The sequence below is a fragment of the Pigmentiphaga litoralis genome (genome assembly GCF_014651835.1).
GTDB classification, from domain to species: Bacteria; Pseudomonadota; Gammaproteobacteria; order Burkholderiales; family Burkholderiaceae_B; genus Pigmentiphaga; species Pigmentiphaga litoralis.
The window spans coordinates 1,670,810-1,696,845 of record NZ_BMXQ01000001.1; the positions used below are offsets into that span (position 1 = coordinate 1,670,810).

Consider the following 26,036-nt stretch of genomic DNA (forward strand, 5'->3'; position numbering starts at 1 on the left):
GACGCCGCAAGACCGCCGTGGCCGGCGTCGCTGCTGACCTTCGGGTACATTGACGCAAAGATGCCGCGCCCCGGGGCGCGGTCCCGCAGTCCCGCGGTCCCTACCCGACATTGCGCTGCCCTGCCGCGCATCGCCTAATGAGTGTTTCATGACGTCTTCCAGCCATCAGCCCAGCGACGCGCTTCTGGCGCTTGCTTCCAAACTCTTCGACCTGGCGCGCCAGGGCGACACCGCGACCCTGACCGCCTACCTGGACGCCGGTGCGCCAGCCGACCTGACCAACGACAAGGGCGACAGCCTGGTCATGCTGGCGGCCTATCACGGCCACGCGAGCACCGTTAAGGCGCTGCTGGACCACGGCGGCGATCCCAACCGCATCAACGACCGGGGGCAGAGCCCCCTGGCCGGCGCCGTGTTCAAGAACGCGGCGGATGTGGTGAGGGTGCTGCTGGACGCGGGCGCCGACCCGTCATTCGGCCATCCGTCGGCGCTGGAAACCGCGCGGATGTTTGCCCGGACCGACATGCTGAACACGACGTCCCACTGATCTCGGCAACGGTAAAAACTGCTGAGGCATGAGAATGCCTGCACGAATTACAAAATGACAATGCCCGGTGAGAAACCGGGCATTGTCGTTGGTTGGCGCGGTGGCCGCTGACAGCGGGTGTTCCGTCAGCGGCCCGGGGTCATATCCGACCCATGAGGACCAGGATCAAAACGATCACCAGCACCAGCCCGATACCACCGCTGGGGCCGTAACCCCAGCTACGGCTATGGCCCCAGCTGGGAATGGCGCCGATCAACAACAGTACGAGTATGACCAGAAGGATGGTACCGAGCATTTTTGTTCTCCTTGGGCGCCGTCATGTCCGGGACGTGAACGGCAGTGGCGTGTGGGTACAGCTGTCTGTTGCTCAGCATTAATCGTTCCCGGGCGTTTTCCCGGTTCATTTCGGAGCGTTCCTCGGTGCGCCTTGGCGGGGCATGCGCCCGCTGCCCTGGTGCCCGCCCGCACCAAGACGGACCACGCGCGAATGCCCGCCGTTGACGGCAGGCGGGGTCAGCGGCCGATACCCTTGCAGATTCAAGGCGCCACGCCGCCCTTGCCCGCATCGTGATGTTTTGGCACGCTTACTGCTTGAACGCCGCGGTATACAAGCTTGTTCCTTTACCTCTTACGGAGTACGTGCATGGATGATGCCCTCAAGGCGTATGTCGACGCGGGTCTGGCCCTTCAGGGCTTCCGTCTCGATGCCGCGACCACCGACGAAATCGCGCTGCAGTTCTCGCGCATCCAGGCGATCGCGTCCACCTTCATCGACAAGGAACTGCCCGTGTCGCTCGAATCGGCGGCGGTGTTCCGTCCATGACGATCTCCGCGCTCGCCATCGCCGCCCAGGTCCGTGACGGATCCCGCACGGCCGCCTCCTTCCTTGAAGAAACCATTGCCCGTATCGAAGCGCGCGATGGCGACTTCAATGCCTTTACCGAATTGACCCTGGACCGCGCCCGCCGCGACGCCGCCGAGATCGACGCGCGGCGCGCCCGGGGCGAGACCCTGCCGCCGCTGGCCGGCGTGCCGTTTGCCGTCAAGAACCTGTTCGACATCGATCAGGTCGTGACCACTGCCGGCGCCAAGGTCAACCAGGGCAACCCGCCCGCCGAGGCCGACGCCGTGCTGGTGGCCCGGCTCAAAGACGCCGGCGCGGTGCTGCTGGGCGCCCTGAACATGGACGAACACGCTTACGGCTTCACGACCGAAAACACGCATTACGGCGCCGCCCACAATCCGCACGACCTGAGCCGGATCGCGGGCGGATCGTCAGGCGGCAGCGGCGCGGCCGTGGCCGGTGGGCTCGTGCCGATCACCTTGGGATCGGACACCAACGGATCCATTCGCGTGCCGGCATCCTTGTGCGGCATCTTCGGCCTGAAGCCCACCTTTGGCCGTCTATCGCGCCGGGGCAGTTTTCCTTTCGTGGGCAGCCTGGATCACCTGGGCTGCTTTGCCGGCAACGTCGCCGACCTGGCCGCCGCCTACGACGCCATGCAGGGCCCCGATCCGGCGGACCATGCCTGCGCGCAACGCGCCGCCGAACCGGTATCGGCCGCGGTTGCCAATGGCTTGAAAGCCGGCGCTCGTGTCGCGGTGCTGGGCGGCTATTTCCATGACTGGGCCAACGCGCCCGCGCGCGAAGCCGTGCGGCTGGCCGCCGAGGCCCTGGGCGCGTCCACCGTGGTGGACCTGCCCGGTGCGGAACAAGCGCGCGCCGCGGCGTTCATCATCACTGGTGCAGAAGGCGGCGCCCTGCACCGCCAGCGCCTGCTGACCCATTACGCCGACTACGAACCCGCCTCACGCGATCGCCTGGTCGCCGGCACATTGATCCCGGCCAACTGGGTCGTGCAGGCCCAGCGCATCCGCCAGAAATTTTTCGAGGAAGCCAGCCGCCTGCTGCAGGACTACGACGTCCTGATCGCCCCGGCAACGCCTGTCGCGGCCACGCCGATCGGCGCGGAATGGGTCATGATCAACGGCCAGAAGCTGCCCTGCCGCGCCAGCATGGGCCTGCTCACCCAGCCCATCTCGTGCATCGGACTGCCGGTCTGCACGGCGCCTTTGTGGCCGGGCATGGGCGACGACCCGCACCTGCCGCTGGGCGTGCAGTTGATCTCGGGCGCGTGGCGCGAGGCCGATGCCATGGCTGCCGCGCGGACCCTGGAACTGGCGGGCATTTCCGCCGTGCGGGACGTGTGACCCCCGTGCGCGCCGTTGCCGCCGGCCGCCGCAAGACGTCGCCCGCCACGCTGGCGGACGGCGTCTACGCGCGCCTGAAAGAAGAACTGTTCGATTTCCGGCTGATCCCGGGCGACCGTTTTTCGGAGACCGAAGTCGCCGAGCGCCTGGGGGTGAGCCGCACCCCGGTCCGCGAGGCGCTGTTTCGCCTGCAGCACGAAGGCTATCTGGACGTCCACTTTCGAAGCGGCTGGTCAGTGCGGCCCTTCGACTTCGAACTCTTCGATTACTTGTATGACCTGCGGACGGTGCTGGAAGGCGCGGCCATCGACCGCCTGTGCAACAAAGATTTGCCACAAGGCCGTCTCGACAGCCCCGCCCTGCTCGCGCTCAAGGACATCTGGCTGGTCGCGAAATCGGCCAGGTTGAACGATGGCAAGCGGCTGGCCGAACTGGACGAAGCGTTTCATCGTGAACTGGTGCTGGCCGCCGGCAATCCGGAAATGGCGCGGGTCCACCTGGAAGTGACGGAGCGCATCCGCATCGTGCGGCAACTGGACTTCACGCAGCCCCTGCGGGTCGAGAAGACCTACGACGAACACGCCCAGGTGCTGCGGGCCATCCTGAAACGCAAGCCCGAAGAAGCCCGGGCGTTGATGGGCACCCACATTGCCGCCAGCGCGGCAGAAGTGCGCAAGATCACCCTGCATCGACTGTATGCGGCGCGCCGCATACACCCTGCGTGAGATGCAAAGCGTAACGTGACGGCGGCCCGGTTGGCCTATGCTCGGGCTACCACCAGCAGCTTGATCTCACGTTCATCTCACTCATTGCGTGGAGCACTCACGATGTCCGTCCAGACCGGCAGCATGTCCCCGGCCGACCTGAAAGCCGCCGCGACAGAAATTCACCGCTTGCTCTCCGACCTGTGCGCAGGCCTTCCCCATGATCTCGTCGAAGTCATGCAAGACGACCGGGGGATGTACAGCCTGTTGTTGTACGGGATGGAACAGGCGTATGAATCCAGCATCGAAAAGCTGAAGGATGACGTGCGACAGCACTGCAGGACCTTCACGCCGCGCTATCCCGCCGAGCAGCGACAGACCTTGAACGATGCGTTCCGCATCATCGCCCGGCAGGCGGGCGTGCCCGACCAGCAGCTGCAACCCCTGCAGACATCGGAATTGCTCAATGGCATGCTGATCATCATGTCCGACTCGACACCGGTGGCGGCGTCGGATGACCCCATCCACCTGTATGCGGAAGCGCTGACCCGGCTGAAGAAATCGGTGTAGGCGCGGCGGCGCAACCGATGGCGTCGCGCCGGCAGGCTCAGTACACGTCGCGCCGGTAACGCCCTGCTTCGGCCAGTGCTTCCAGGCGATCGTCGCCCAGGGTGCGTGTCAGCACGTCGGCCACGCCGCTCGCCATGCCCTGCAGGCTGCCGCACACGTAGATGGCGGCGCCGTCGTCCACCCACTGGCGAATGTCGTCGGCCACCTGCGCGAGCCGTTCCTGTACATGGCGTGTGCCATCCGCGCCACCGTCCCGCGAGAACACCTTGTCGACCCGCGTCAGCACACCGGCCCGTTGCCATGCGGCCAGCTCGTCGGCAAAGAACTGGTCGTGGGCTGAGGTGCGTTCGCCGAACAGCAGCCAGTTGCGATGATGCCCGGCGCGTTCTCGCGCTTTCAGATGCGCGCGCAGGCCGGCCAGGCCCGTGCCATTGCCGATCAGGATCATCGGGCGGTCATCGGGCGGCGAATGGAAGCCGCGGTTTTCGCGAATCCGCAGCGCGATCGTCGCACCCACGGGCGCGTGCGCCGTCAGCCAGCCCGACCCCAGGCCCAGGCGGCCGTCGGGGTAGCGGGTCTGGCGCACCAGCAATTGCAACGCGCCGTCGGCGGGCAGTGACGCGATCGAATATTCCCGATGCGGCAGCGGCACCAGCTGATCCAGCACGTCGGGCAGCGTGTTCGGATCCTTGCCGGCCAGATCAGTCAGCGCAGCGAGCGCCTTGGCGTCGTGCGGCAGCAGGCGCCCGGCCAGCAGGTCCGCCACGCGTTCGCCCGACAGGCGCGCCTCCGGATCCAGCCCCAGCGCCGCCATCACGCGGAGCACGTCGGCGTCCGACTGGCGCGGCCCGATTTCGGCGATGTCGCCCGCCTGCCACGACGGCATGGCCTCCATCGCCACCAGGTTGACCAGATAGGCAGGCCCCCCCGGACTGCCGGGGTTCAGATGCCGCCGCGCGGCCAGGCGCCAACTGGCGTAGGCCGGCGTGGTCCAGTCGGCCATCTCGGCATTGCCGCTGAGGACGCCCAGATACTGTTGCCAGCGGCGCAGGTCGTCGGCGCTCCCGTTGTCGACCTGGACGGTGTCGAACAAGGGCTGCGCGCCGTGACGATGCAGCCACCCATCAAGCGCGCTGCCGAACGCGCCATAGTGCGCATAACTGCGATCGCCCAGGGACAGTACGCCGTACGACAGGCCGCTCAGGTCCACCTCGGCCCGCATCACGCAGCGCGCAAAACCCAAGGCGGTGTCCGGTGCATCGCCCTCGCCCGTCGTGCTCACGATGAACAGGGCCCGGGGGGTGGCCGCAAGCCGCGCCGCATCAAGTGCCGATAAGGGCGATACCGTGACCGCCATGCCCGCAGCTTGCAGGGTCTCGGCGGTCTGCCACGCAAGCTGTTCCGCAAAGCCGGTCTGGCTGGCGTAGGCAATCAGCAAGGGCGGGGCTGCCGACAAAGCCTGCGCCGGGTTGCCGGCCGCAGTGTGCGCCGGCCCCTCCGGCCTGGCCAACCCATGCATCTGCGCAGCCGCGCGCCGGCGCAGCGCGACCGCCATGCAGAACACCGCATAGGCCAGCACCACCAACGCGGCGGCCACGACGCGGCGCGTCGGGTCGGCCAGCGGCGCCATGCCTGCCGCCACGGCCCATGCACCAGCGACCAAGGCAGCCAGTACGGTATTTACACCACAAGCAAGATACGCGACACGCGGCGCACGTCGGCGCGGCCGCATCGGCGGGTTCGGTCCCGCTGGTCCCACCAGTCCCGCCTGCGGCGCAGGCGACGGCAGCGCCGCCACGGTCAGGACGCCATCGCCAAAAAGGCCGGCGTCAGCACTTCCTGCCACCCTTGGCCGTCGCGCAACACGAAGCGCGCGGCCAGCCCGTTGCGCCCGGCCCACGCCGGACCCTCTGTTTCGCCCAGCACCGTCAACGCGGTGGCCAGGGCGTCGGCCACCATGCATTCCGGATGCAGGACAGTCACCGAAGCCAGGCGCGACGGAACCGGGCGGCCGGTGCGCGGATCGATGGTGTGGCTGTAGCGCTCGCCGTCCACCTCGAAACAGCGGCGGTAGTCGCCGGACGTGGCGACGGCCAACCCATGCAAGGCCACCAATGTCCTGGGCAAGCGGGACGTTGCGGCGCCGCTGGCATCCAGCAACACCTCTGCAACGCCAGCGACATTCGCACTCGCATCAGACGCGTCAACCGGCGCTTCGAGCTCGACCCACCAGGGCTCCCCGCCCGGCTTGGCGCCGACGCCGCGCAATTCACCGCCGACCTCGACCAGGGCATGTGCATGCCCCAGCCGCCGCAGCAGCCTGACGACATGGTCCACGCCATAGCCCTTGGCCACGCCCGACAGATCCACCCCGACGCCACCCGGCTGAAAGGCCCGACGGCTGGCGGGATCGAGCCGGATGGCCTCCCAACCCTGCTGGCGCCGCGCGCGGTCGATCGCCGCATCGTCGGGCGGCGTCGCCACCGCACCGGCCGGGCCGAAACCCCACACGTCCACCAGCGGCCCCACCGTCGGATCGAAGGCGCCCCCACTGTTGCGCGCCACGCTCAGCGCGTAATCCAGCACGGTATATAACGGTTCGGGCAGGACGTGCCAGGTTCCGGCAGGTGCGTCGTTGAAGCGGCTCAGGTCGGATTCCGGGTCCCAGGTACTCATTTGCAGGACCACTTCGTCCAGCGTGGCCTGGATCGCGCCCCACAAGACGGCCTTGGCCGCAGGCAGCGCATCATCCAGGGAAAGCACCACCGTGACCGACCAGGTGGTGCCCATGGTGTCGCCCGACAGCACCACCGGCGCGGCGTCGGCGGCGGGCGGGGGAAGATCGGCTGGCGAGATGGCCAGGGGAATCAGGATTCGCGTCATCGGTACGACGGCCTTCCTACCAGGAGGTGAGTCAGGATTGGAAGCAATCGTTGCCGATCACTCGGGCAGCACTTCGAACGTGGCGGCATAGGTCGCGCGGCGTTCCTTGGCCGGGGCGGCAGCCTTGTCGTCCTTGACCGAGGCTTCGATCCAGTACATGCCGGGGCCAGGCCACTTGATCGAAAACTTGCCTTCGGCATCGGTCGTCGTCTTGGTGTCCTTGAGCTGGTCGCGGTAGCGCACGCCGCCTGGAACGATCTCGACCTCAAGGTTGGGGGCGGGCTTGCCATCCAGCATGAAGCGGAAGTTCGCGGTATCGCCCGACACCAGGTCGTTCGGATGGGTGATGGGCGCCAGTTCCAGGCCCTTGCCCGTGATGGCCAGCGCCTTGTCTGACGGTTTGCCCGCGGTCACGAACACTTCGGTGCGGCCCGCTGTCTGCGTCACGACCAGGCCTTCGGCATTGGCCGGCACTTCTCTGGCGAACGCTTCGGGGGTGCCCCGCCACCGCTTGGGTTTGCCGTCTTCCTTGTAGCTGGCGAACATGCCGTTGTTGGCCACGGCCAGCTTGTAGGTGCCGGGCTGGGTCAGGTGCACGTCGAAGGTACTGCGATACCGGCCGGTCGACGGGTTTTCGGCCTTGACGGGCGCGCCGTCCGGGCCGGTCACCGACAGGTTGGTCAATTGCATCGGAAAGTGTTCGAAGTAGAACAGGTCATTCGAGATGGCGGCGTCGACCGTCACCCACGGGTCCTGGCCCGACAGCACGGTGGCCGACGGCAGCATCCAGGCGCGGTGGGCCTGGGCGGCCGAAAAGGGAAGGCAAAAGGCCAGCGCAAGCGCGGCCCATTTCATTGAATTCTTGGCAGGGCGTTTCATGATCGGGGATCCTTGGGGGAAAGACGCTGCGTAATGAAGTCCAGATGCAGGAGGTCGAGGCGCAGGGGGTCGGGGCGTGAATGTGTCGACGTCAGGGTTTCAGATCGAGCGCGATGGCGCCCAGTTCATGCTCGCCCTTGACGGCGAGCGTCTCGGCCGATTTGGGGGGCCACTGGAAAGGCAGGCGCAGCAGTTCGCGCCCACCCACTTCGCGCGCGGCTTCCACGACCAGCTGATACTGTCCCGCCGGCAATTTCGCCAACGGCGCCTTGCCTTCCGTAAAGGTCAGGCGGTGTTCGCCCGCGGCCCGGGTCGCGCCACTGACGCCATCGACCGGCAGGGTCAGTTCGCGGCCGGTACGGCGCCACCACTGGCGCATGTCCTTGAGCCACTTGGTGCCTTCGTTCTCTTTCAGCTTCATGTCGTACCAGACCGCAAGATTGCTTGCGACGGTCTGGTCGGGACCTTCGATCCACACGGCCACATAGGGGCGGTGGTACTCGGCCACATTCAGCCGGGGAATCTCGACCTTGACGGTCAGGTCGGCCGCCTGCACGTGGCCGACAAGCAGCGTGGTCACGGCGGCGGGGATCAGAATACGCATGCAAACCTCGTCAATGGATGAAAACGATCGCCAGCACCACCGGTATCGCCACCCCCAACGCCACCATGGGCCAGGTGACGGGGCGGTTGCGCGCATGAAGCTGGAGCAGGAAGAGTCCGGTCACGCAAAAGACCAGACAGGCGACGGCGAACACGTCGATGAACCATTTCCACGCTTCGCCGGTGCTGCGTCCCTTGTGCAGGTCATTGAAATACGAGACCCAGCCGCGGTCGGTTTTCTCGAAGCTGTAGGCGCCGTCGACACGGTCGATGCTCACCCAGGCGTCGCCACCTGGCCGCGGCAGCGCGACATACACCTCGTCATCGGTCCATTCCCCTACCTGCACGTCGACCGACGCAGGCAGCTGGCCGCTGAGCCAGTCGGCCACCGCGCCGGGCAGCGGCGCCCTGGCCGCTGACGGCGCGGGCGGCAGCAGCGCCAGCAAGGGTCCCGGCAGCTGTCCTTCCCGTGTCGTGACTTGAGGCCGGGCTTCGATCTGGGCGGCATGATTCAGCGTGATGCCCGTGACTGAAAAGGCAATCATGGCGACCAGGCAGATGGCCGAGCTGATCCAATGCCACTGATGAAGATGCTTGAGCCAGAACGACCGGCGTTGTTGCCCCGCAAATCGGTCAGACGGTGTGTCCATGGACGCCGGAGGCTACGTGAGTATCGAAAGGCCGTCATGATAACAATTCTCAATCACCTTTGCCATGTTCCGCCGCAAGCGCGCACGAACAAAAGCGCCCGTTGCGTGGATCCATACAGGACACGGCGGGCGCAATCAGTACTTGCAGTTCAGCAGGGCGTCAGCCAATAAAGGCTGCAAACCGCTCGCTAGGCAGCGCGGCGGATTTTTTCGATGACGTCGAGGAGATGGTCGAACAGCACGGGCTTGGCCAGATGGGCGTCGAACCCTCGGGCGCCCGCGCGCAGATTTTCTTCCTTGCCCCACCCGTAGCCCGACAAGGCGATCGCCGGCAGGGCAGCCGTGCGGGGATCGTCACGCAGTTGCATCAGCAACTCATAACCGTCCATCCCCGGCATGGCGATGTCGGAAATCAACAGGTCAAAACGATGGTGTTCAATATGCGCCAACGCCTGTTCGCCGCTGGACGCGGTAACGACATCGGCGCCTTCGAGTTCAAGGAGTTCCGAAAATGCATCAAGGGCATCGACGGAATCATCCACGAGCAGGACACGCAGGCCGGACAGCGCCTCTGGTGCGCCAACACCGGGGCCCGAGCTTGTTGTCATGGCAAATCCTGGGAAATCATGCCGTGCGCCAGCACGGTGTGCGTCTCGAAGCGGCACCGGACCCGCGGCGCGTGCCCCGGAGCCCGATGCGTTCCAATGCGCCGGGCGGGCCGGCGCGAAGGAGCCAGGTTTACTCATCGCCTTCAAGGCGAAGACCCACTTTGAGACTCACCTGATAATGGGCGACCTTGCCGTCCTCGATGTGGCCGCGTGTCTCCGTCACTTCGAACCAGGCCAGATGGCGCAGCGTCTGCGAGGCGCGACTGATGGCATTGTTGATGGCATCTTCGATGGATTCGGTGGACGACCCGACGAGTTCGATCTGCTTGTAGACGTGCTCTGACATAACCACCTCCATTGATGTGTGTCCAGTCACAACAGCAAGCCTCGTGCCCAACAGCGCCAGGCGGGAATGCGATCCATTTGCACGCGTCCGGCGCCCTTCCTGCATGAACGGAACCGGCACTTTCGGGCGATTCTACGCAAGAATTACCGACAGTCTGACGCCTGCCTGAACCGGTTGCGCAGATCACTCGGTGGAGTTGACGCGTTGGTGCCGACTTGGTTAAGGTGAATGCATGTTGCGGCGCACCATGACGCCGCAGGAGCCATTCATCATGTCCAGAGGTCTTTTTGCTGCACTGCGCACCACACTCGATCACGCGGGAAAACGCGTGAAGGCCGTCGTCCAGGACGTTGCGATTCCGATCGTCCCGATGATTTCCCGCCCGTCCGCCGTCAAACGCGTTCCTTCCCGGACGACAGTGGGCCAGACCGACGCCAAGGCGTCAGTCAAGAGCCAAAACACGCCCGCCGCGCCGCTTCCGGTGCATGCGCCCGAAGAGCATATCTTTGCCAATGCTTCGGGCCGGCGCCGGTACCTGCTGTACGTGCCGAGCAGCTATCACGGTCAGACCGTGCCGCTGATCGTCATGCTGCACGGCTGTACCCAGCTGTCGTCCGACTTCGGCACCGGCACCCGCATGAATGCGGCGGCCGAGCGCGAGGGTTTCATCGTGGCCTACCCCGAGCAGCCGCGGGTCGCCAACATGGCCAAGTGCTGGAACTGGTTCAATCCGGAGGACCAGCAGCGCGAGTCGGGCGAGCCTTCCTTGATCGCTGGCATTACACGCGAAGTCATGGCGTCGCATGCGATCGATCCGACGCGCGTGTTCATTGCCGGGCTGTCGGCCGGGGGCGCCATGGCCGCGATTATGGGACATGCGTATCCCGAGCTGTATGCCGCTGTCGGCGTCCATTCGGGCCTGGCCTACGGGGCGGCCAACAGCGTGTCGTCCGCCTTGTCCGTCATGCGAGGCCGCAGCGATGCCAAGCGGCCCGCCGCCACCGTTCCCCCCAGGCCGCGCCTGCCCTTGATCGCCTTTCAGGGTGATGCGGACGAAACGGTTCATCCGCAGAATGTCGAATGGCTGCTGTCCGACGTGACGGCGGAAATCGGCAAGCCCGATCACATCGTCAGCGAAACCGGTCAGGTGACTGGCGGGCATGCCTACACTCGCACCGTCTACCGTAACGGGCGACGGGGCGTGCTGGCCGAACGCTGGCTGGTCCATGGCGGCGGACACGCCTGGTTTGGCGGCGATCCGGGGGGCACCTACACCGATGACCTGGGCCCGGATGCGACACAAGAGATGATCCGTTTCTTCCTGGCTCATCCGAAAAAACTTGAAAAAGCAGCGGCTTGACGGGAGTTGCCGCAACATAGGCTGATGTTGCGAGCAAACTCACGTAAACGATGTAGTCCTCGCGGTGGATCGCCAGACCGTCCAAATCCCCGCACGATACGGCCTCAGCGTCACAGTCCTTCAAAGGCGGCCCGTATCAATGACTACGCGACCCTCTTCGCGGCGACCTGCGCCAGTCCGGCTCATCGCCGGATTCGCTCTCACTGTCGTAACCCTTGCAATCTGGTCTCCGGCCACATTGGCCGCGGGTCCTTCGGCCCCGACCGAGACCTACAAGTACCAAGATCCTTTCGGCAACTGGCGGACCATGACGGTCCCGGCCGGCATGGCCAAGTATTACTACTCGGCACAGAACCGCAAACCTCCGGAAGAACCGAAGGCCAAGGTCGCCGTGCTTGTACCGACGACGGCCTGCCCGCCGTGCACCAGCACGCCGGTCAAGGTGGAAGCCCCGGGCACGAATGCACCCAAGGTGGCGCGTCTTCAGGACCATCCGGGACTGCATACCCTCAAGGATGTGATCGGACAGGCCGCGACCGTCACGGGCGTGGACCGCTTCCTGATCAGCGCCGTGATCGCCATTGAATCGGGCTTCCAGAAAGATGCGCGTTCGCCCAAAGGCGCGCTCGGCCTGATGCAGTTGATGCCGCAAACGGCGGTTTCCTTGGTCAGCGTCAAGAACAATATCGAAACGGCGCTGGTCGACCCGGCCACCAATGTGGGCGCCGGGGCGCGTCACCTGAAGCGCCTCATCAACATGTACCCGGGGCGCCTTGACCTGGCCCTGGCGGCGTACAACGCGGGCGAAGGGTCGGTTGCCAAGTACGCCGGCATTCCGCCGTTTGCCGAAACGCAGGCGTATGTGCGCAACGTGATGGCGCTGTATCAGTTGTATGAAGCGGCCTATGCCGCGACGCATCCGCCGGCGCAAAAGCCGGGCCGCGCCACTGCGTCGCGGGGGTCCGCCGCCCAACCGTCCGCCTGGGCGCGTTCGATCCAGGTAGTGACCTCGGCGGACGTGCGCTAGGGCGCGCTCAATTGCGCTGCATGCCCGCCACCAGCGTCTCGACGTTGTGGCGCATCATGGCCAGATAGGTGGGCGCGGGGCCACCGGTCGCCGACAGGGCGTCCGAGTACAGGCTGCCGCCCACCTGCGCGCCGGTCTCGCTTGCGATCTGCTCGATCAGGCGGGGATTGGCAATGTTCTCCAGGAACAGCGCCTTGACGTTTTCACGCCGGATCAGCCGGATGATGTCGGCCATGTCGCGCGCCCCTGCGTCGGCGTTGGTGCTCACCCCTGCCACCGCCACCATCGTGATGCCATAACGCGCCGCAAAATACCCGAACGCGTCGTGGGATGTGATGACCTTGCGTTTGGCGGGCGGCACCTGGGCAATGCGCTGCGCAGCCCATCCATCCAGTTCCGTCAGCCTTGCCGTGTAGGCCGTAGCGCGCTGCGCGTAGTAGGCGGCGCCGGCCGGATCTGCCCGCGTCAGCCCAGCCGCGATGTTGCGCACGTACGTGACCACATTGCGGGGATCCTGCCAGGCATGGGGATCGACCGGCCCGTGATCGTGGCCCTTCTTGTGGCCGTGGCCGTGGCTGTGGCCGCCGTGGTCATGGCCCGCTTTTTCCGCCGCTTGCGGACGCCCCGCCAGACCTTGCGACGCTTCCACCACGATGCGCCCTGCCCCCGCTCCGCCGGTGCTGGCAAGCCGGTTCATCCAGCCATCGAAACCCAGACCATTGATCACCAGCACTCGGGCCGACGCCACCGTCTTCACATCCTTGGGGGCCGGCTGGAACACGTGGGCGTCGCTGTCGCGACCCACCAGCGTGCTGACGGCGACGCGATCGCCTCCCACTTCGGTGACGAGGTCGCCAAGAATGCTGAAGCTGGCGACGACAGGAATAGGAGTGGGAGTCGGTGTGGGGGTCTGGGCAGGCGCCTGCCCCGGCAGCATGCTCAGCGGCACGATCGCAGCGACGGCCAGCGCCATCCATTTCTTGTACATGGGTTTTCCTTGTCGATGAGGTTGGATATGCGTCGCGTCGGGATCCAGGGGGCCCGCCGGGCCGATCAGACGCGACAGGTCGCGCCGCGCCGCAAGACCAGCGACCCGAGCAGCGACAGCAGGTAGACCGAGCCCGCCGTGAGCACGATGGCCGGCCCGGACGGCAGATTGCCGTGGTACGACGCCAGCAAGCCGATATAGGCCGACGCCGCCGCAATCACCATGGCCGCAACGATCTGGCCCGGCAGGCTGCGCGCCCAGAGCTTTGCGCTGACGGCCGGCAGCATCATCAGGCCCACCGCCATCAGCGTGCCCAGCGCCTGAAATCCGGCGACCAGATTCAGCACGACCAGCCCCAGGAACACGCCGTGGCCAATCGCGCCGCTCTTGCCGAGGCTGCGCAGGTAATCCGGGTCGAAGCTGTCGACCACCCACATCCGGTAGAACAGGGCCAGCATGATCAGTGTCAGGCTCGTGACCCCCGCCAGGAACAGCAAGGCTCCGTCATCGACCGCCAGCACCGACCCGAACAGAATGTGCATCAGGTCCAGATTGCTGCCCCACTTCGACACCAGCAGGACCCCCAAAGACAGCGAAATCAGATAGAAGGCGGCAAAACTGGCGTCTTCGCGCAAAGCGCCGGCCCGTGTCACGGCGCCTGCGCCGATCATGACAGCCAGTCCCACGGCCAGGCCGCCCAGGCTCATTGCCGTCAACGACAGCCCGAACAGAATGAAGCCCAGCGCCGCGCCAGGCAGAATGGCGTGGCTCAGCGCATCGCCGACCAGGCTCATGCGCCGCAAGACCAGGAAGACGCCCACCGGCGCGCAGCCAATCGCCAGCGCCAGGCAGGCCGCCAGCGCATGGCGCATGAACGCAAATTCGGTAAAGGGTTGCCAGAGCAGTTCGGCGGCGGTCATGACGCGTCCCAGGGCAAGGCCAAGGACGCGGGCAGGCCCGCGGCGGGCAGCACGTCAGTTGTTGCGTTCCACGCCACCGGTCCCCCCGCCAGCAACAGCGTCTGGGGAAAATGCGCGCGGACCATGGCCAGGTCGTGCAGTACGGCAATGACCGTTCGCCCGTCACGTCCCCAGGCCAGCATCAGGTCCAGCAGGATCCGCGTGGTGGCCTCGTCCACGGCCGCGAAGGGCTCGTCCAGCAGCAGCACGGGCGCGTCTTGCACGCACAGCCGCGCAAACAGCACGCGTTGGAACTGCCCGACCGACAGCGCCGCGATCGACCGGCCCGCCATGCCGGCCATGCCGACCGACGCCAATGCCGCGTCGATGCGCCCCCGCAAACGCGGAAACAAGGCGCCGGCCCAGCCGCTGCGGGCCCAATCCCCCATGCCGACCAGATCGCCCACCGAAATGGGAAAGCTGCGGTCGAGCGCGGCTTGCTGCGGCAGATACGCCACCTGCGCCGCGCGCAGAGACCCCCGATCCACGTGACCGGAGGCGCATGGCACCAAGCCCACCATGGCCTTGAGCAGCGAACTCTTGCCGGCGCCATTCGCACCCACGATGGCCGTCAGGGCGCCCGCCTTGAACGCTCCGGATACCGGCGCCAAGGCCAGGTGCGACCCGTAGCCCACCGACACGTCATGCAGTCGAAGCATCGGCTATCAGTCTGCCATCGCCCAGGCCACCGCCGCCCAGAGCAGCAGCAGGATGGGCAGGATGGCAAGCAGGCGGGACGTGGCGGACAATGCGAGCATGCTGGGTCGCGTGGCAACGGGGGCAGTGTGCGGCTGGCCGAAGCCTGGCCTTGCACCGAAAGAAATGAACGCCATGACCGGGTATTGAATCGTTAATGCAACAGAGTATCATTAACCGGATCCCAGGAGAAACGATGGCCCCGTCCGGACCCCATGACACCCCTAGGCCTGCCAGGCGGCTTGCCGGCCGATGCCTTGGCGCTTTTTGCCCAGGCACTTCCGTGACTCCGCTCATGACCCGGTTCGCCGCTCTGGCCGTCAGCCTGCTTGCCGCCCTGTCCACCGCCACGCCGGCCGGCGCGCACCCTCATTCCTGGATCGACGTGCGCAGCGCTGTCCTGTTCGCCGACGACGGCCGCGTTACCGGGATCGAACAGCAATGGACCTTCGACGAGCTCTATACCAGCTACGTCGTCGAAGAAATGGGCGGCGGCAGGAAACCCTCGCCCAAGGTGGTCGCCCAATTTGCCTCCAAGGTCATCGCCAATCTCGAGCCTTTCCGTTATTTTGTCGATGTGACCGTCGACGGCAAGCCCGTCAAGCCTGCGCGCGTCACCCAGTACGCCAGCGAAATGCGCGGCCAGCGGCTATGGCTGCGGTTTGTCTTGCCGCTTGCGACCCCGATCGACCCCCGGCGGCAAGCCACCGCCTTCAGCGTCTACGACCCGACCTACTACATCGCCATGGAACATGCCGATTTGCGCGCCGTCAGCCTGACCGGCGCCCCGCCCACCGCCTGCCGACCCGCTTTGGAACGAACGACGCCGGCCCCCAGTGTGCTGGCCCGCGCGTTCTCGATGGATGCCGGCGCCCCGGCGGACGACACCCTTGGCCGCCAGTTCGCGCAAAAGGTGGTGCTGACATGCCGGTGACGGTCTCGCGATGGACGCGTCCGGGCATCGGCCTGGCGGCAGTTGGCCTGCTGATCCTGGCGTGCGCGGCGTCCATCCTGCTGGCGGACCCATCCGGCATCACGACCGCAACGACAGGCACCCGCCTGCAGGAATGGCTGGCCGGCATCCAGGGCGTGCAGCGCGACCTGCATCGCGACCTGGCCGCAGCCCTGCGCGAGGTGTCCCGCGCAGGCATCCCGGCCGCGTGGCCGCTGATCATGCTGAGCGGGCTCTATGGCGTGTTCCATGCCGCCGGCCCGGGTCACGGCAAGGCGGTCATGGCAACCTACCTGACGACGCAGGACGCCCACCTGGGCCGCGGCATCGTGCTGTCGGTCGTGTCGTCGCTCTTCCAGGGGGCGGTCGCCATCGTCCTGATCGAAACGGTGCTGGGCGTGGTCGGCATGTCGATGCGCCGGGCCCAGGCCACCAGCGTGCAATTCGAAGCCGTCAGCTTCGGCCTGCTGGTGCTGCTGGGCGTGATGCTGATGGTGACGCACGGCCGCCGCCTGCTGCGGCAGCGCCAGGCAGGCAAAGCGAGCCAGGCCGCGGCGCCCTCTATCCCTATGGCCGCGGCGCCCTCGATGTTTGCATCGGGCGGGCAGTGGAAAGCGGTGTGCGACGACTGCGGATCCTTCCATGCGCCCACCGCCGAGCATCTGCGGCAGCCGCTCAGCGCCCGGCATCTGGTCGGCGTGGTGCTGGCCATCGGCCTGCGGCCCTGCTCGGGGGCGGTGCTGGTGCTGCTGGTTGCGCACGCGCTGGACCTGCGCTGGGCGGGCATCGCCGCGGTGGTCGCCATGTCGCTGGGCACGGCCCTGACGGTATCGATGCTGGCGGTCGTGTCGGTGCTGGCCCGCCGCATTGCGCTGCGGCTGATCGGCGGCAATACCCGCGCCGCCTGGGCCAATATGGCGCTGTCGGGCGTGGGCGTCCTTGGCGGCGCAGCCATCTGCGTCATGGGCCTTGCCTTGCTGGGCGCCACCCTTGCCGCGCCTGCGCACCCCCTTTTCTGATACCTGTCTCGAATAACGATCCCTGGCGGGGCCGTCAGGCAATGCCGGGACGCGAGGCTAAAGCCGTCCACCCTGCCCGACGCATTCGGCGGCATGGTCGGGTAAAATCGATCCTTTGCCTGCGATCAAGACGCCATGTGGTTCAAGAACCTGCTGATTTACCGCCTTCCCGCCCCCTGGGCCATGACGTCCGAACAACTTGAGGAACTGCTGGCCGAACAAGCCTTTACGTCGGGCTCGAGCCAGGAAATGCAAACCCAGGGCTGGGCGCCTCCCCGTGAAAACGGCGGCCTGGTGTATGGCCTCGGCGGCAACCTGCTGCTGAACCTGCGCACCGAAAAGAAGCTGCTGCCGGCCAGCGTCGTGAATCAGGTCGCCAAGGCCAAGGCGCAAGAGATCGAAGAGCAGCAGGGTTTCAAGCCCGGCCGCAAGCAGATGAAGGAAATCAAGGAAAACGTCACCGAAACCTTGATGCCGCGCGCCTTCAGCATCCAGCGCGACACCCGCGCCTGGATCGACACCATGAACGGCTGGCTGGTGCTGGATGCGTCGTCGCCGACCAAGGCTGACGAATTCCTGCAGCTGCTGAACAAGTCGGTTGAACGCATGCCGATGGCCAATCTGCACGTCGAGATCTCTCCTGCCACGGCCATGACCGAATGGCTGGCCCGCGACGAAGCGCCAGCCAATTTCACGATCGACCAGGACACCGAACTGCGCTCGTCGGGCGAAGGCCGCGCGACCGTGCGCTACGTGCGCCAGTCGATCGAAGCCGACGACGTGCGCCGCCACATCGACGCCGGCAAGCAGGTGACCCGTCTGGCCATGACCTGGACCGACCGGATCTCGTTCGTCCTGACCGAATCCCTGGCCATCAAGCGCGTCGCCCCGCTGGACGTCATCAAGGAGAACACCGACTCGACCGGCGTCAACGACGACGAACGTTTCGACAGCGACTTCACGATGATGACCGGTGAAATCGGCAAGCTGCTGGCCGACGTGGTCGAAGCGCTGGGCGGCGAAAAGAAGGACTGAACGAGCGGGTGCAGGGGACGGCGGCCTCGGCTGGCCGGCCTGTGGCTGCCGGCTGAGCGCTTCCTGCCGGTGGCTGCCACCGCAGTCAGTTTGCAAAGGGCTGCGTGCCTGGGTTGGGCCGCTGTCTGCCGTACCGGGCGACTCGGTTCCTGGACGACCCTGCCAGGCCTCTGCCGCCCGAGCCCTCAGGCTAGCGTGGCCGCATCGCGGCCCGCGCCGTCAGGATCCCCAGCGCCGGAAACACGGCAAACAGCGCGAACACTGCAATCGCGGCGTGCTTCGCGCCTTCGACTCCGCCCGGGGTCGTCAGCCCGGCCGCGTTCGCCACCCACCCTGCCAGCGCCGCGCCGATCGCCATCGCATACAGCTGCACGGTAGTGACGGCCGACGACGCCAGGTTGGCCTCTTCCGGCTGCGCCGATCGGAACACCCGCGTGACCAGGTGGGGCCAGCAGAGGCCAACACCAAAGCCGACCCCGCCCAGGGCAATACACAGCACCCCGAACCCGGCGGCGCTGTCGACCCACGTCGGCTGCGGCAGCAGCACGGCCAGCGCCAGCAAGGCCGCCGTCATCACGATGGGCCCCAGCCCGACCAGCCTGACGGCCGACGGACCGGTCCGACCGGAAAACAGCAAGGCCGCCACCGTCCAGCCACCCGCCATCACCGCCGTCAGGTAGCCTGCTTCAAGCGGACTGCGGTCATGGATCACCTGCAGGAAGTACGGCGCAAAGATCTCGGTCGTCACGCCCAGCATGAGCAGCGCCATCGTGGCATAGCAGGCCCCCAGCACCGTGCGGACCGAATAGGCGCCGCTAGGCAGCAGCCGCACCGCGCTGCGGCCGTCCAGCCACGCGATCAGGCCGCCCATGACCACACCCAGCGCCACACACGCGATACGGGTGGCATTGTCGTCGAACAGGCTGCCCACCGAAAACGCCAGGACCGAACCGGCCAGCAAGCCCAGGCGGCCCCAGGCGACCGTGACTTTGGTGGGTCCGCGCGCGTCCTGCGCCGGCACCAGCGAACTGACGATCACCGCCAGCAGCGCCGCCACGGGCAACAACGCCCAGAAGGCGAGCCGCCAATGCCCGGACTGCGCGAACATGCCGCCGATGGCCGGTCCCGACAGGGTGGCCACGCCCCACATGGCCGATACGAAGGCCAAGGCCCGCGACCACAGCCGCGACTCATAGACCAGCCGGATCAGGGCGTAGGACAGCGCCAGCAGCAGCCCGCCCGCCAGCCCCTGCAGCGTGCGCCCGGCCAGCAGCACCGTCATGGCGGGCGCGATCGCGCACACCACGGTGCCCAGGCAGAACACCACCAACGCCGACAGGTAGGCCTTGCGCGGCCCCAGCCGGCCGATCAGCCGCGACGACAGGGCCGAGCCCAGGATGGATGCGATCACGAACAGCGTCGTGCTCCACGCATAGACCTCCAGCCCACCGATATCCTTGACGATCGACGGCATCACCGTCGTCACCACATAGACGTTGATGGCATGCAGCGCCACACCACCGGCCAGCGCAAGCGAGCGCAGTCCGTTGCGGCCGGTCATCAGTTCCAGCAGCGAAGAAGATTCGTGATCAGGGGCCATTGCGTGAAGCGGGCAGCGTCCGATCGGCTGGACCGGCATCGTCCTCGCGACACAGGCCAGGCCTGGGTGGGGAAGAAACCGGCGCGTCGGCGCCGCGTGTCATTGTGAGCGAGGCGCCACGATACCTGAAAGGCCGGCCACGCACCTGCAAGGTGCATCACCGCGTGGGGGGATTCAGGGGAATTCAAGGGAATTGAAGGCAATCGCGGAAGATCGAACCGTTTGGTTCCGACACCCGGACCCCAAATAAAAATCGGGTCCGTTGCCCGGTTCGACAGCCGGCGTGAGCCGGAGGGGGAGTCGAACCGGGAAGCGGACCCGAGCAGGTTCGCCAGACGATCCCGAGCGTGCCAGCTGCGGGGAGGTGGTCGGGCGGAGGATCCGCCGCGCCACCAGAAGGCACGTTCGGGGACCAGGTCATCGCGCAGACGTGTCGCTGCGTCGCTCCCGCAGGAGTCGATGACCAGGCCCTACCAGCCGGCGCCGCCCGTCCGGGCGCGGCGCCGGCCGTTCAGACCGCCTCGGAAGGCGAATGCGAAAGCGGTTTGGCGATACGCGCCTGGTTCACCATGCGGGCGCCGCCCAGCACGCCAATCAGCGCAAGGGGATAGGCGACCCAGACGATCCAGGGGTTCTCGGCCACGAAGGGAGCCACCAGCGGCTCGCCCGACACCATCTTGACCGAGGTGATGACAAGCACGCCTGCGCCGATGTACATGATCTGCGGATACTTGCCGAGCAGCGCCAGGATCAGGCGGCTACCCCAGACCATGATCGGCACGCTGATCAGGAGGCCCAGGATCACGAGCAGGAAGTTGCCGTGCGCGGCGCCGGCCACGGCCAGCACATTGTCCACGCCCATGACGGCGTCGGCGATGATGATGGTCTTGAGCGCCGCGGCGAACGTGACGGTGCCGCCATGTTCGTCATGACCGCCCTCGCCTGCCGTCAGCAGTCGGTAGGCAATCCACAGCAGCGCAAGTCCGCCGACCAGCAGCAGGCCCGGAATCTGGAGCAGCCAGACCACGACCAGCGTCATGAGGGTACGGACGACGATGGCGCCCACCGTGCCCCAGACGACGGCTTTTTTCTGCAGGTGTTTTGGTAGATTGCGTGCTGCAAGCGCGATGACGATCGCGTTGTCGCCGGCCAGCACGATGTCGATCACGATGATCGCGCCGAGGGCCATAAGGAACTGCATGGTGAAAGTTTCGGCGGCAAGCGCACTGAGCCATTCCATGAACGGATCTCCAGACAAGGTTGAGTGACCTCAGCTGGCGCAGGAATGACGTGGGAGGTTGGGAGCCCATTGCATACCCTGACACCAGGCTGCAAAGGTCTTGTCCAGTCACCGTGAGTGACCTGTACGACCGGAAGGAGGCAAGCCCCTACGTATTGACGATCGTACAAAAGAGCTTTCGCTCTCGAACTACTCCCCTTTGGAGGGGCAGCGAATTCCGCTGCTGGACTGCATTTTCCGGATCCGCCGCACAATGTCAACCAGAACGGGCGGATTGTTACGGTTCGGGCATACAGGGAGATACCCTGACACGCCCCAATCGGCCGACGTCGACGCCCCTGAAAGGGGGCGCCGACAACACGCGGTCAGATACGTGTGGCAATCAGTTATTCCGGGTTGACGCCGGCCGCCTTCATGACCGGACCCCATTTTTCCACTTCGGCCTTCAGGTGCGTGCGCAACCCTTCGGTCGATGCCTTCTCCGGGGTGGCGATGATGGCGCCCAGCTTGGCCATGGCGTCCTTGAATTTCGGATCGGCCAGGCCGGCCAGCAGCGCGGCGTTCAGGCGGTCCACGATGGGCTTGGGCGTGCCCTTGGGCAGGTAGATGCCGTGCCACACCACCATCTCGAAGTTGTCCAGGCCCTGCTCGGCCAGCGTGGGCAGGTCAGGCAGCACCGCCAGGCGCTGCTTGGTGGTCGCGCCATAGGCCTTCACGCGGCCGGACTGAATCAGCTGCGTGGTTTGGGTGGTCTGGTCGCATAGCAGGTCCACCTGGCCGCCCTGCAGGTCGGTCATGGCCGGGCCCGTGCCGCTGTAGGGAATGGTGGTCACGTCCATCATGTTGATGCGGCTCAGGAACAGCACGCCGCACAACTGCGAGACCGCGCCCATGCCGGCGTTGGCCAGGTTGACCTTGCCGCGGTTGGCCTGCAGATAGGCGTACAGCTCTTTGTAGTTGTTGGGCGGCAGGTCCTTGCGGCCGACCAGCGTCATTGGCACATCCACGACCTGACCGACGTATTCGAAGTCGGTCAGCGGATTGAAGCGCAGCTTCTTGTACAGGGCCGGCGCAGTCGACATGCCGGTGTGGTGGATCAGGGCCGTGTAGCCGTCGGGGGCGGCGCGGGCCACGGTGTCGGACGCGATGGTGCCGCCCGCGCCGGTCTTGTTCTCGGCCACGACCGTGACGCCCAGGTTCTGCCCCATGGCTTCGGCCAGCCGCCGGGCAACGACGTCGGTCGGGCCGCCAGCGGCAAACGGGATGATCAGCTGGACGGGACGGGCGGGATAGTTCTGGGCAAAGGCGCTCAGCGACGCGGCGCTCAGGACGGTAGCCAGGATCAGACGATGCAGCATGAGAAAGTCTCCTCGAGGTGGACATAAGCGCCCCGGTCAGGCTCTGGCCTGTTTGTTGTTGCCGGGAACGTAGAAACAATCATGGTGGGCGGCTTGCCACCACCCCGCCATTGGGCGAAGCACTGACAGACCGATACAGCAAAAGAACGAGATGAAGCGGGAAACTTCAGGTAAGGGGTATACGTCAGGCCGCAGCTGCCCGCGCGCCGCGCTGCGCAAGCCGCTGCGCCCGCTTGATGACCGGCGCGTCGACCATCTTGCCGTCCAGCTGGAAGGCGCCGCTTTCTGCCTCGGCACGCTCCAGCACGCGGCGGGCCCATTCCCGTTGCGCGGGCGTCGGCAGAAAGCTCTGGTTCAGCACGGGCACGTGAGTCGGGTGGATGCACAAGGCGCCACCGAAGCCCATGTCGCGCGCACGGCCTGCCGATGCGGCCAGACCTTCAAGATCGCGGATGGCCGGGTGCACGCCGTCCAGCGGCGCGGCCAGACCGGCAACGCGTCCATGCAGCAGGACCGCGTACCGGCCCTGATCCAGAATCGTGGCCGCCGCCGTGCTATCGGGGTCCAGATCAAGATCCAGGCCCAGGTCCAGGCTGCCGAATGCCAGGCGGCGCACGCCGGGCGACGCTGCAACGGCAGCCAGATGGACCAGGGCCGCCGCGCTTTCGATGATGGGCCACAGCGGCTTGCCGAAGCCCGCCGCATGCGCCACGATCTCGGCGCTGTCGGCCTTGGGCAGCAGCACGGCGGCCACGCCCTCGTGGCGTTGGCACATGGCCAGGTCGGCCTCGGCCCAGTCGGTGTCGACGGCGTTCACGCGCACCACCACCTTGCGATCGGGCGACGCGGCCAGCCAGGCCGCCAAGGCGTCGCGCGCCGTGGCCTTGTCGTCGGGCAGGACAGCGTCTTCCAGGTCAATGATGACGGCATCCGCAGCGGTGGCGAGCGCCTTGTCGAAACGGTCAGGCCGCGACGCCGGAACGAACAGCGCCGAACGCGCCAGGTCGAAGGCCGTGAAGGCCTTGCCTGTCGCGGCGGCATTGGCCAATGTGGAGAGATCGCTCATGGGCTCAGTCCTTGGCGCCGTGCAGGGCCGCTGTGGTTGAGGCGGTAGTGGAGCCCGCAGCGGTCGAGGCTGCTGTAGTGAAGTCCGCTGTCGCCAAGCCCGCTGTCGTCGAGCCGAATGTCGCCGAACCTGATGTCGCCAGCCCCAGCTCCGCCAGGATCGCGTCGGTATGCTCGCCCACCGCCGGGATAGCGTCCATGCGGGCCGTGTAGGCCTCATTGGACGCGGGCGGCAACAAGGCAGGCAGGCGTCCCACCGGGCTGTCGACTTCCGTCCACCGGGCGCGCGCCTGCAGCTGTGCATGGTCCCACACGCCCTGCATGTCATTGACGCTGGCATTGGCGATCTGCGCGCCTTCCAGCAGGTCGATGATGCGGTCGCGCGTCAGGCCCCCGAATATCTCGACAATCAAGGCGCGCAATTCGGTGCGATGCGCAGTGCGCGCGCCATTGCTCGAAAAACGTTCGTCTTGGGCCAGCTCGGGCCGACCCAGCACCTTGTCGCAGAACACCGTCCATTCGCGGTCGTTCTGCAGGCCCAGCATGACCGTGCCGCCGTCGCCCGAGGGGAACGGTCCGTAGGGATAGATGGTCGCGTGCGCGGCGCCCGACCGGGCAGGCGGCGTGGCGCCGTCAAATGCGTAATACATCGGATAGCCCATCCACTCCACCATGCTTTCCAGCATGGACACGTCGATGCGGCTGCCCTTGCCTGTCGTTGCGCGCAGCAGCAGCGCCGACAGGATGCTCGAATAGGCGTACATCCCGGCGGAGATGTCAGCGATGGAGGCGCCGGCCTTGGACGGTTCGTCGGGCGTGCCGGTCACTGACAGAAAGCCGCTCTCGCTCTGGATCAGCAGGTCATAGGCCTTTTTGTCCTGGAACGGTCCGCCCATGCCATAGCCGGAAATGTCGCAGACGATCAGGCGCGGAAACTTCTCATGCAGAGCCTCGAACGACAGGCCCAGGCGCGCCGCCGCACCCGGCGCCAGGTTCTGCACCAGTACGTCGGTGCGGGAAAGCAGGCGGTCCATGACCTCGGCCGAGTCGGGCGCCTTGACGTCCAGCGCCAGGCTTTCCTTGGAACGGTTGGTCCACACGAAGTGCGACGACATGCCCTTCACCCGGCTGTCGTAGCCGCGTGCGAAGTCGCCCGAGCCGGGTCGTTCGATCTTGATGACGCGGGCGCCCTGGTCCGCCAGCTGGCGGGTGCAGAACGGCGCCGCAATGGCGTGTTCCAGGCTGACGACGGTGATGCCGTCCAGAGGGCGTGGCGCGCCCGACGCGGGTGTCGTACCGGCCATCGCGTGCCTTCCGTCTGGCACGGCGCTCATCGTGCCACCTTGTCGAACAGGCCCGCGACCGACGGCCGGTCGCGCAGCGACCACACGCGCGCAATCAGCTCGGTCGCCTCGGTATCGTCGGTCGCCTTCGAAAACTGCGTCAGCCGGCGGAACTTGTCTTCGAGTTCCGGACGGCTCAGCGTGTTGTCGGGATCGCCCTTCGGAGCATCCACGGCGCAACTGAAATGGCGGCCGTCCTGCGTATCGAGTTCGATCCGGCCCAGCCAGCGTTTCGGGTAGGCGGCGTCGACTTCGGGGTCCAGCACCATCTGCACTTTCTCGCGCAGCGCGGACACTCGCGGGTCGGTCAAGGCATGGGCTTCGACGCCCGCAATGCTGGCATCGCCGTGCACGGCGATCAGGCCCAGCACGGTACCCATCGAGAACTTGGCCTGATGGACGGTCGTCGGCGTGGTCACGCCTCCCAGCACGTCGATGGCGGCCTGATGGACCCGCGCGGTGATCGCGCCAATATCTTCATGGCGCAGCCCTTCGCGCTGCATCAGCACATGCAGGGCATCGGCCGCCGGATGGGTATGGCGGCACGAGGCGTGGAATTTGAAAGACGTTTCAAGCAGCGCCCAGCGCGTGCCCAGACGGTCCGTCAGGAAAGCGGGATTGGCATCGGTCGACATGCCGGCCGCCATGCCCTTCTCACCATCCAGAATGCGGCGGGCGCCTGTCAGGCCATCCGCCGCCATATAGGCCGCCAGCAAGCCATCCGCCGCGGCCTTGGCCGTGTGCAGCTGCTTGGAGTCAGCGGCGTCGCGCAGGAATTCCCACAAGCCGGACGCCTGCGTGCCGGCGGACCCCACCGCGTGCAGCAGTGTGTCGGCATCCAGCCCCAGCAGCTTGCCCACACCCACGGCGGCCGCCAGGGTGCCGACAGTACCGGTGGTATGAAAGACCTTGTAGTGCGAGCGGCCCATGAATTCGCCGATCCGCACGCCCGCCTCGTACCCCGCCGCCGATGCCAGCAGCAGTTCGGCGCCTGACTTGCCCAGGTCCTGCGCCGCGGCAAACACGGCGGGGAATACGACCGTGGCCGGATGCAGCACCGAGCTGTTGTGCAGGTCGTCCTGCTCCACCAGATGCGACGACGCCCCGTTGACGAAGGCTGCAAAGTAAGGCGACGTGCGGCTGCGGTTGACCAGCACCGTGCACGGACCGTCGGATGGCCCCATCTTGCTGGCATACCGCTCGAACACCGGAATCGGATGCGCGCCCTTTGCGGCCAGGGCCGAGGCCACCCAATCGAGGAACAGTTCCTCGGTCCGGGCGACCACTTCATCGGGCAGGTCGGAAAATTCGAGCGTGCTCAGAAAGGCGCACAGCTCGGCGGTCGGATGGCTGGCGGGCGTGCTCAGCTCGGAACGGGGATCGGTCATGGGCT

Annotated in this window: 27 protein-coding genes; 10 read left to right on the forward strand and 17 right to left on the reverse strand. The window is 66.5% G+C overall.

Translation table 11 applies throughout. The annotated features are described in order from the left end of the window. The first annotated feature begins 148 nt into the window (after positions 1-148). The gene (locus tag IE116_RS07375) at positions 149-547 is read left to right on the forward strand and encodes an ankyrin repeat domain-containing protein (RefSeq protein ID WP_189611149.1); all 399 of its coding nucleotides are present in this window, start codon (positions 149-151) and stop codon (positions 545-547) included. Between the two features lie 139 nt (positions 548-686). On the opposite strand, the gene IE116_RS07380 is transcribed toward IE116_RS07375, so the two are convergent. Beyond that, positions 687-842, reverse strand: a complete 156-nt coding sequence (locus tag IE116_RS07380) for a DUF3309 family protein (RefSeq protein WP_179586594.1) — start codon at positions 840-842, stop codon at positions 687-689. Between the two features lie 348 nt (positions 843-1,190). On the opposite strand from IE116_RS07380, the gene IE116_RS07385 reads away from it, so the two are divergent. The 4 genes from IE116_RS07385 to IE116_RS07400 all read left to right on the forward strand — a co-directional run bounded on the left by IE116_RS07385 (position 1,191) and on the right by IE116_RS07400 (position 4,032). Continuing rightward, positions 1,191-1,370 carry a DUF4089 domain-containing protein gene (locus IE116_RS07385; protein ID WP_179586592.1) on the forward strand — a complete coding sequence of 60 codons (180 nt, stop codon included), beginning with the start codon at positions 1,191-1,193 and terminating at the stop codon, positions 1,368-1,370. Beyond that, positions 1,367-2,758, forward strand: coding sequence for an AtzE family amidohydrolase (locus IE116_RS07390; RefSeq protein WP_189611151.1), 1,392 nt, complete (start codon positions 1,367-1,369; stop codon positions 2,756-2,758). Before IE116_RS07385 ends, IE116_RS07390 begins: the two co-directional genes overlap by 4 nt. Positions 2,759-2,763: 5 nt before the next feature. Beyond that, the gene (locus IE116_RS07395; protein WP_189611153.1) at positions 2,764-3,483 is read left to right on the forward strand and encodes a GntR family transcriptional regulator; all 720 of its coding nucleotides are present in this window, start codon (positions 2,764-2,766) and stop codon (positions 3,481-3,483) included. Positions 3,484-3,585: 102 nt separating this feature from the next. After that, entirely contained in the window at positions 3,586-4,032 is a 447-nt protein-coding gene (locus tag IE116_RS07400; RefSeq protein WP_189611156.1) for a hypothetical protein, read from the forward strand. 37 nt (positions 4,033-4,069) lie between these two features. Here IE116_RS07400 and IE116_RS07405 read toward each other — a convergent pair whose 3' ends face one another. The 7 genes from IE116_RS07405 to IE116_RS07435 all read right to left on the reverse strand — a co-directional run bounded on the left by IE116_RS07405 (position 4,070) and on the right by IE116_RS07435 (position 10,001). Then, positions 4,070-5,662, reverse strand: a complete 1,593-nt coding sequence (locus IE116_RS07405; protein ID WP_229828041.1) for a sulfite reductase subunit alpha — start codon at positions 5,660-5,662, stop codon at positions 4,070-4,072. Between the two features lie 170 nt (positions 5,663-5,832). Further along, complete coding sequence (locus IE116_RS07410; RefSeq protein WP_189611160.1) at positions 5,833-6,915, reverse strand: FAD:protein FMN transferase; 1,083 nt, start codon at positions 6,913-6,915, stop codon at positions 5,833-5,835. Positions 6,916-6,972: 57 nt separating this feature from the next. Next, entirely contained in the window at positions 6,973-7,794 is an 822-nt protein-coding gene (locus IE116_RS07415) for a DUF4198 domain-containing protein (protein ID WP_189611162.1), read from the reverse strand. Positions 7,795-7,885: 91 nt separating this feature from the next. Beyond that, positions 7,886-8,398, reverse strand: a complete 513-nt coding sequence (locus IE116_RS07420) for a DUF2271 domain-containing protein (protein ID WP_189611165.1) — start codon at positions 8,396-8,398, stop codon at positions 7,886-7,888. A gap of 10 nt (positions 8,399-8,408) precedes the next feature. Next, a complete protein-coding gene (locus IE116_RS07425; protein WP_189611167.1) occupies positions 8,409-9,047 on the reverse strand; it encodes a PepSY-associated TM helix domain-containing protein in 639 nt (212 codons plus the stop codon). A gap of 188 nt (positions 9,048-9,235) precedes the next feature. Beyond that, positions 9,236-9,655 (reverse strand): response regulator, encoded by a 420-nt coding sequence (locus IE116_RS07430; RefSeq protein WP_189611168.1) that lies wholly within the window; start codon positions 9,653-9,655, stop codon positions 9,236-9,238. Between the two features lie 130 nt (positions 9,656-9,785). Beyond that, complete coding sequence (locus tag IE116_RS07435; protein ID WP_189611170.1) at positions 9,786-10,001, reverse strand: dodecin; 216 nt, start codon at positions 9,999-10,001, stop codon at positions 9,786-9,788. 271 nt (positions 10,002-10,272) lie between these two features. Between IE116_RS07435 and IE116_RS07440 the strand changes: the two genes are divergently transcribed. Together IE116_RS07440 and IE116_RS07445 are read left to right on the forward strand one after the other, a co-directional pair. Beyond that, on the forward strand, positions 10,273-11,361 hold the full coding sequence (locus IE116_RS07440; RefSeq protein ID WP_229828042.1) for an extracellular catalytic domain type 1 short-chain-length polyhydroxyalkanoate depolymerase: 1,089 nt from the start codon (positions 10,273-10,275) through the stop codon (positions 11,359-11,361). A gap of 307 nt (positions 11,362-11,668) precedes the next feature. Next, a complete protein-coding gene (locus IE116_RS07445; protein WP_189611172.1) occupies positions 11,669-12,388 on the forward strand; it encodes a lytic transglycosylase domain-containing protein in 720 nt (239 codons plus the stop codon). Between the two features lie 7 nt (positions 12,389-12,395). On the opposite strand, the gene IE116_RS07450 is transcribed toward IE116_RS07445, so the two are convergent. From IE116_RS07450 to IE116_RS07460, 3 genes are all read right to left on the reverse strand, one after another. After that, positions 12,396-13,376: a metal ABC transporter solute-binding protein, Zn/Mn family gene (locus tag IE116_RS07450; protein ID WP_189611174.1), complete on the reverse strand. Its 981-nt coding sequence runs from the start codon at positions 13,374-13,376 to the stop codon at positions 12,396-12,398. A 65-nt stretch (positions 13,377-13,441) separates the two neighbouring features. Further along, entirely contained in the window at positions 13,442-14,296 is an 855-nt protein-coding gene (locus IE116_RS07455; RefSeq protein ID WP_189611176.1) for a metal ABC transporter permease, read from the reverse strand. Next, positions 14,293-14,994: a metal ABC transporter ATP-binding protein gene (locus tag IE116_RS07460; protein ID WP_189611178.1), complete on the reverse strand. Its 702-nt coding sequence runs from the start codon at positions 14,992-14,994 to the stop codon at positions 14,293-14,295. The genes IE116_RS07455 and IE116_RS07460 overlap by 4 nt, the downstream gene beginning before the upstream one ends. 320 nt (positions 14,995-15,314) lie before the next feature. On the opposite strand from IE116_RS07460, the gene IE116_RS07465 reads away from it, so the two are divergent. The 3 genes from IE116_RS07465 (at position 15,315) to IE116_RS07475 (ending at position 18,037) form a co-directional block, all read left to right on the forward strand. Continuing rightward, on the forward strand, positions 15,315-15,965 hold the full coding sequence (locus IE116_RS07465; RefSeq protein WP_189611180.1) for a DUF1007 family protein: 651 nt from the start codon (positions 15,315-15,317) through the stop codon (positions 15,963-15,965). Then, a complete protein-coding gene (locus IE116_RS07470; RefSeq protein WP_189611182.1) occupies positions 15,956-17,002 on the forward strand; it encodes a nickel/cobalt transporter in 1,047 nt (348 codons plus the stop codon). The genes IE116_RS07465 and IE116_RS07470 overlap by 10 nt, the downstream gene beginning before the upstream one ends. Before the next feature lie 135 nt (positions 17,003-17,137). Beyond that, positions 17,138-18,037, forward strand: a complete 900-nt coding sequence (locus tag IE116_RS07475; protein WP_189611184.1) for a recombination-associated protein RdgC — start codon at positions 17,138-17,140, stop codon at positions 18,035-18,037. 190 nt (positions 18,038-18,227) lie between these two features. Here the strand turns inward: IE116_RS07475 and IE116_RS07480 are convergent, their stop codons facing one another. The 6 genes from IE116_RS07480 to IE116_RS07505 all read right to left on the reverse strand — a co-directional run bounded on the left by IE116_RS07480 (position 18,228) and on the right by IE116_RS07505 (position 26,031). Further along, positions 18,228-19,637: an MFS transporter gene (locus IE116_RS07480; protein ID WP_189611185.1), complete on the reverse strand. Its 1,410-nt coding sequence runs from the start codon at positions 19,635-19,637 to the stop codon at positions 18,228-18,230. Between the two features lie 511 nt (positions 19,638-20,148). Beyond that, positions 20,149-20,877 (reverse strand): TerC family protein, encoded by a 729-nt coding sequence (locus IE116_RS07485; RefSeq protein ID WP_189611187.1) that lies wholly within the window; start codon positions 20,875-20,877, stop codon positions 20,149-20,151. A 386-nt stretch (positions 20,878-21,263) separates the two neighbouring features. Beyond that, positions 21,264-22,235, reverse strand: coding sequence for a tripartite tricarboxylate transporter substrate-binding protein (locus IE116_RS07490; RefSeq protein WP_189611189.1), 972 nt, complete (start codon positions 22,233-22,235; stop codon positions 21,264-21,266). Between the two features lie 184 nt (positions 22,236-22,419). Further along, positions 22,420-23,301: an HpcH/HpaI aldolase/citrate lyase family protein gene (locus IE116_RS07495; RefSeq protein WP_189611191.1), complete on the reverse strand. Its 882-nt coding sequence runs from the start codon at positions 23,299-23,301 to the stop codon at positions 22,420-22,422. Between the two features lie 4 nt (positions 23,302-23,305). Then, on the reverse strand, positions 23,306-24,634 hold the full coding sequence (locus IE116_RS07500; RefSeq protein ID WP_373302963.1) for a CaiB/BaiF CoA transferase family protein: 1,329 nt from the start codon (positions 24,632-24,634) through the stop codon (positions 23,306-23,308). Beyond that, positions 24,631-26,031 carry an MmgE/PrpD family protein gene (locus IE116_RS07505; protein ID WP_189611193.1) on the reverse strand — a complete coding sequence of 467 codons (1,401 nt, stop codon included), beginning with the start codon at positions 26,029-26,031 and terminating at the stop codon, positions 24,631-24,633. The genes IE116_RS07500 and IE116_RS07505 overlap by 4 nt, the downstream gene beginning before the upstream one ends. Positions 26,032-26,036: the final 5 nt, after the last annotated feature.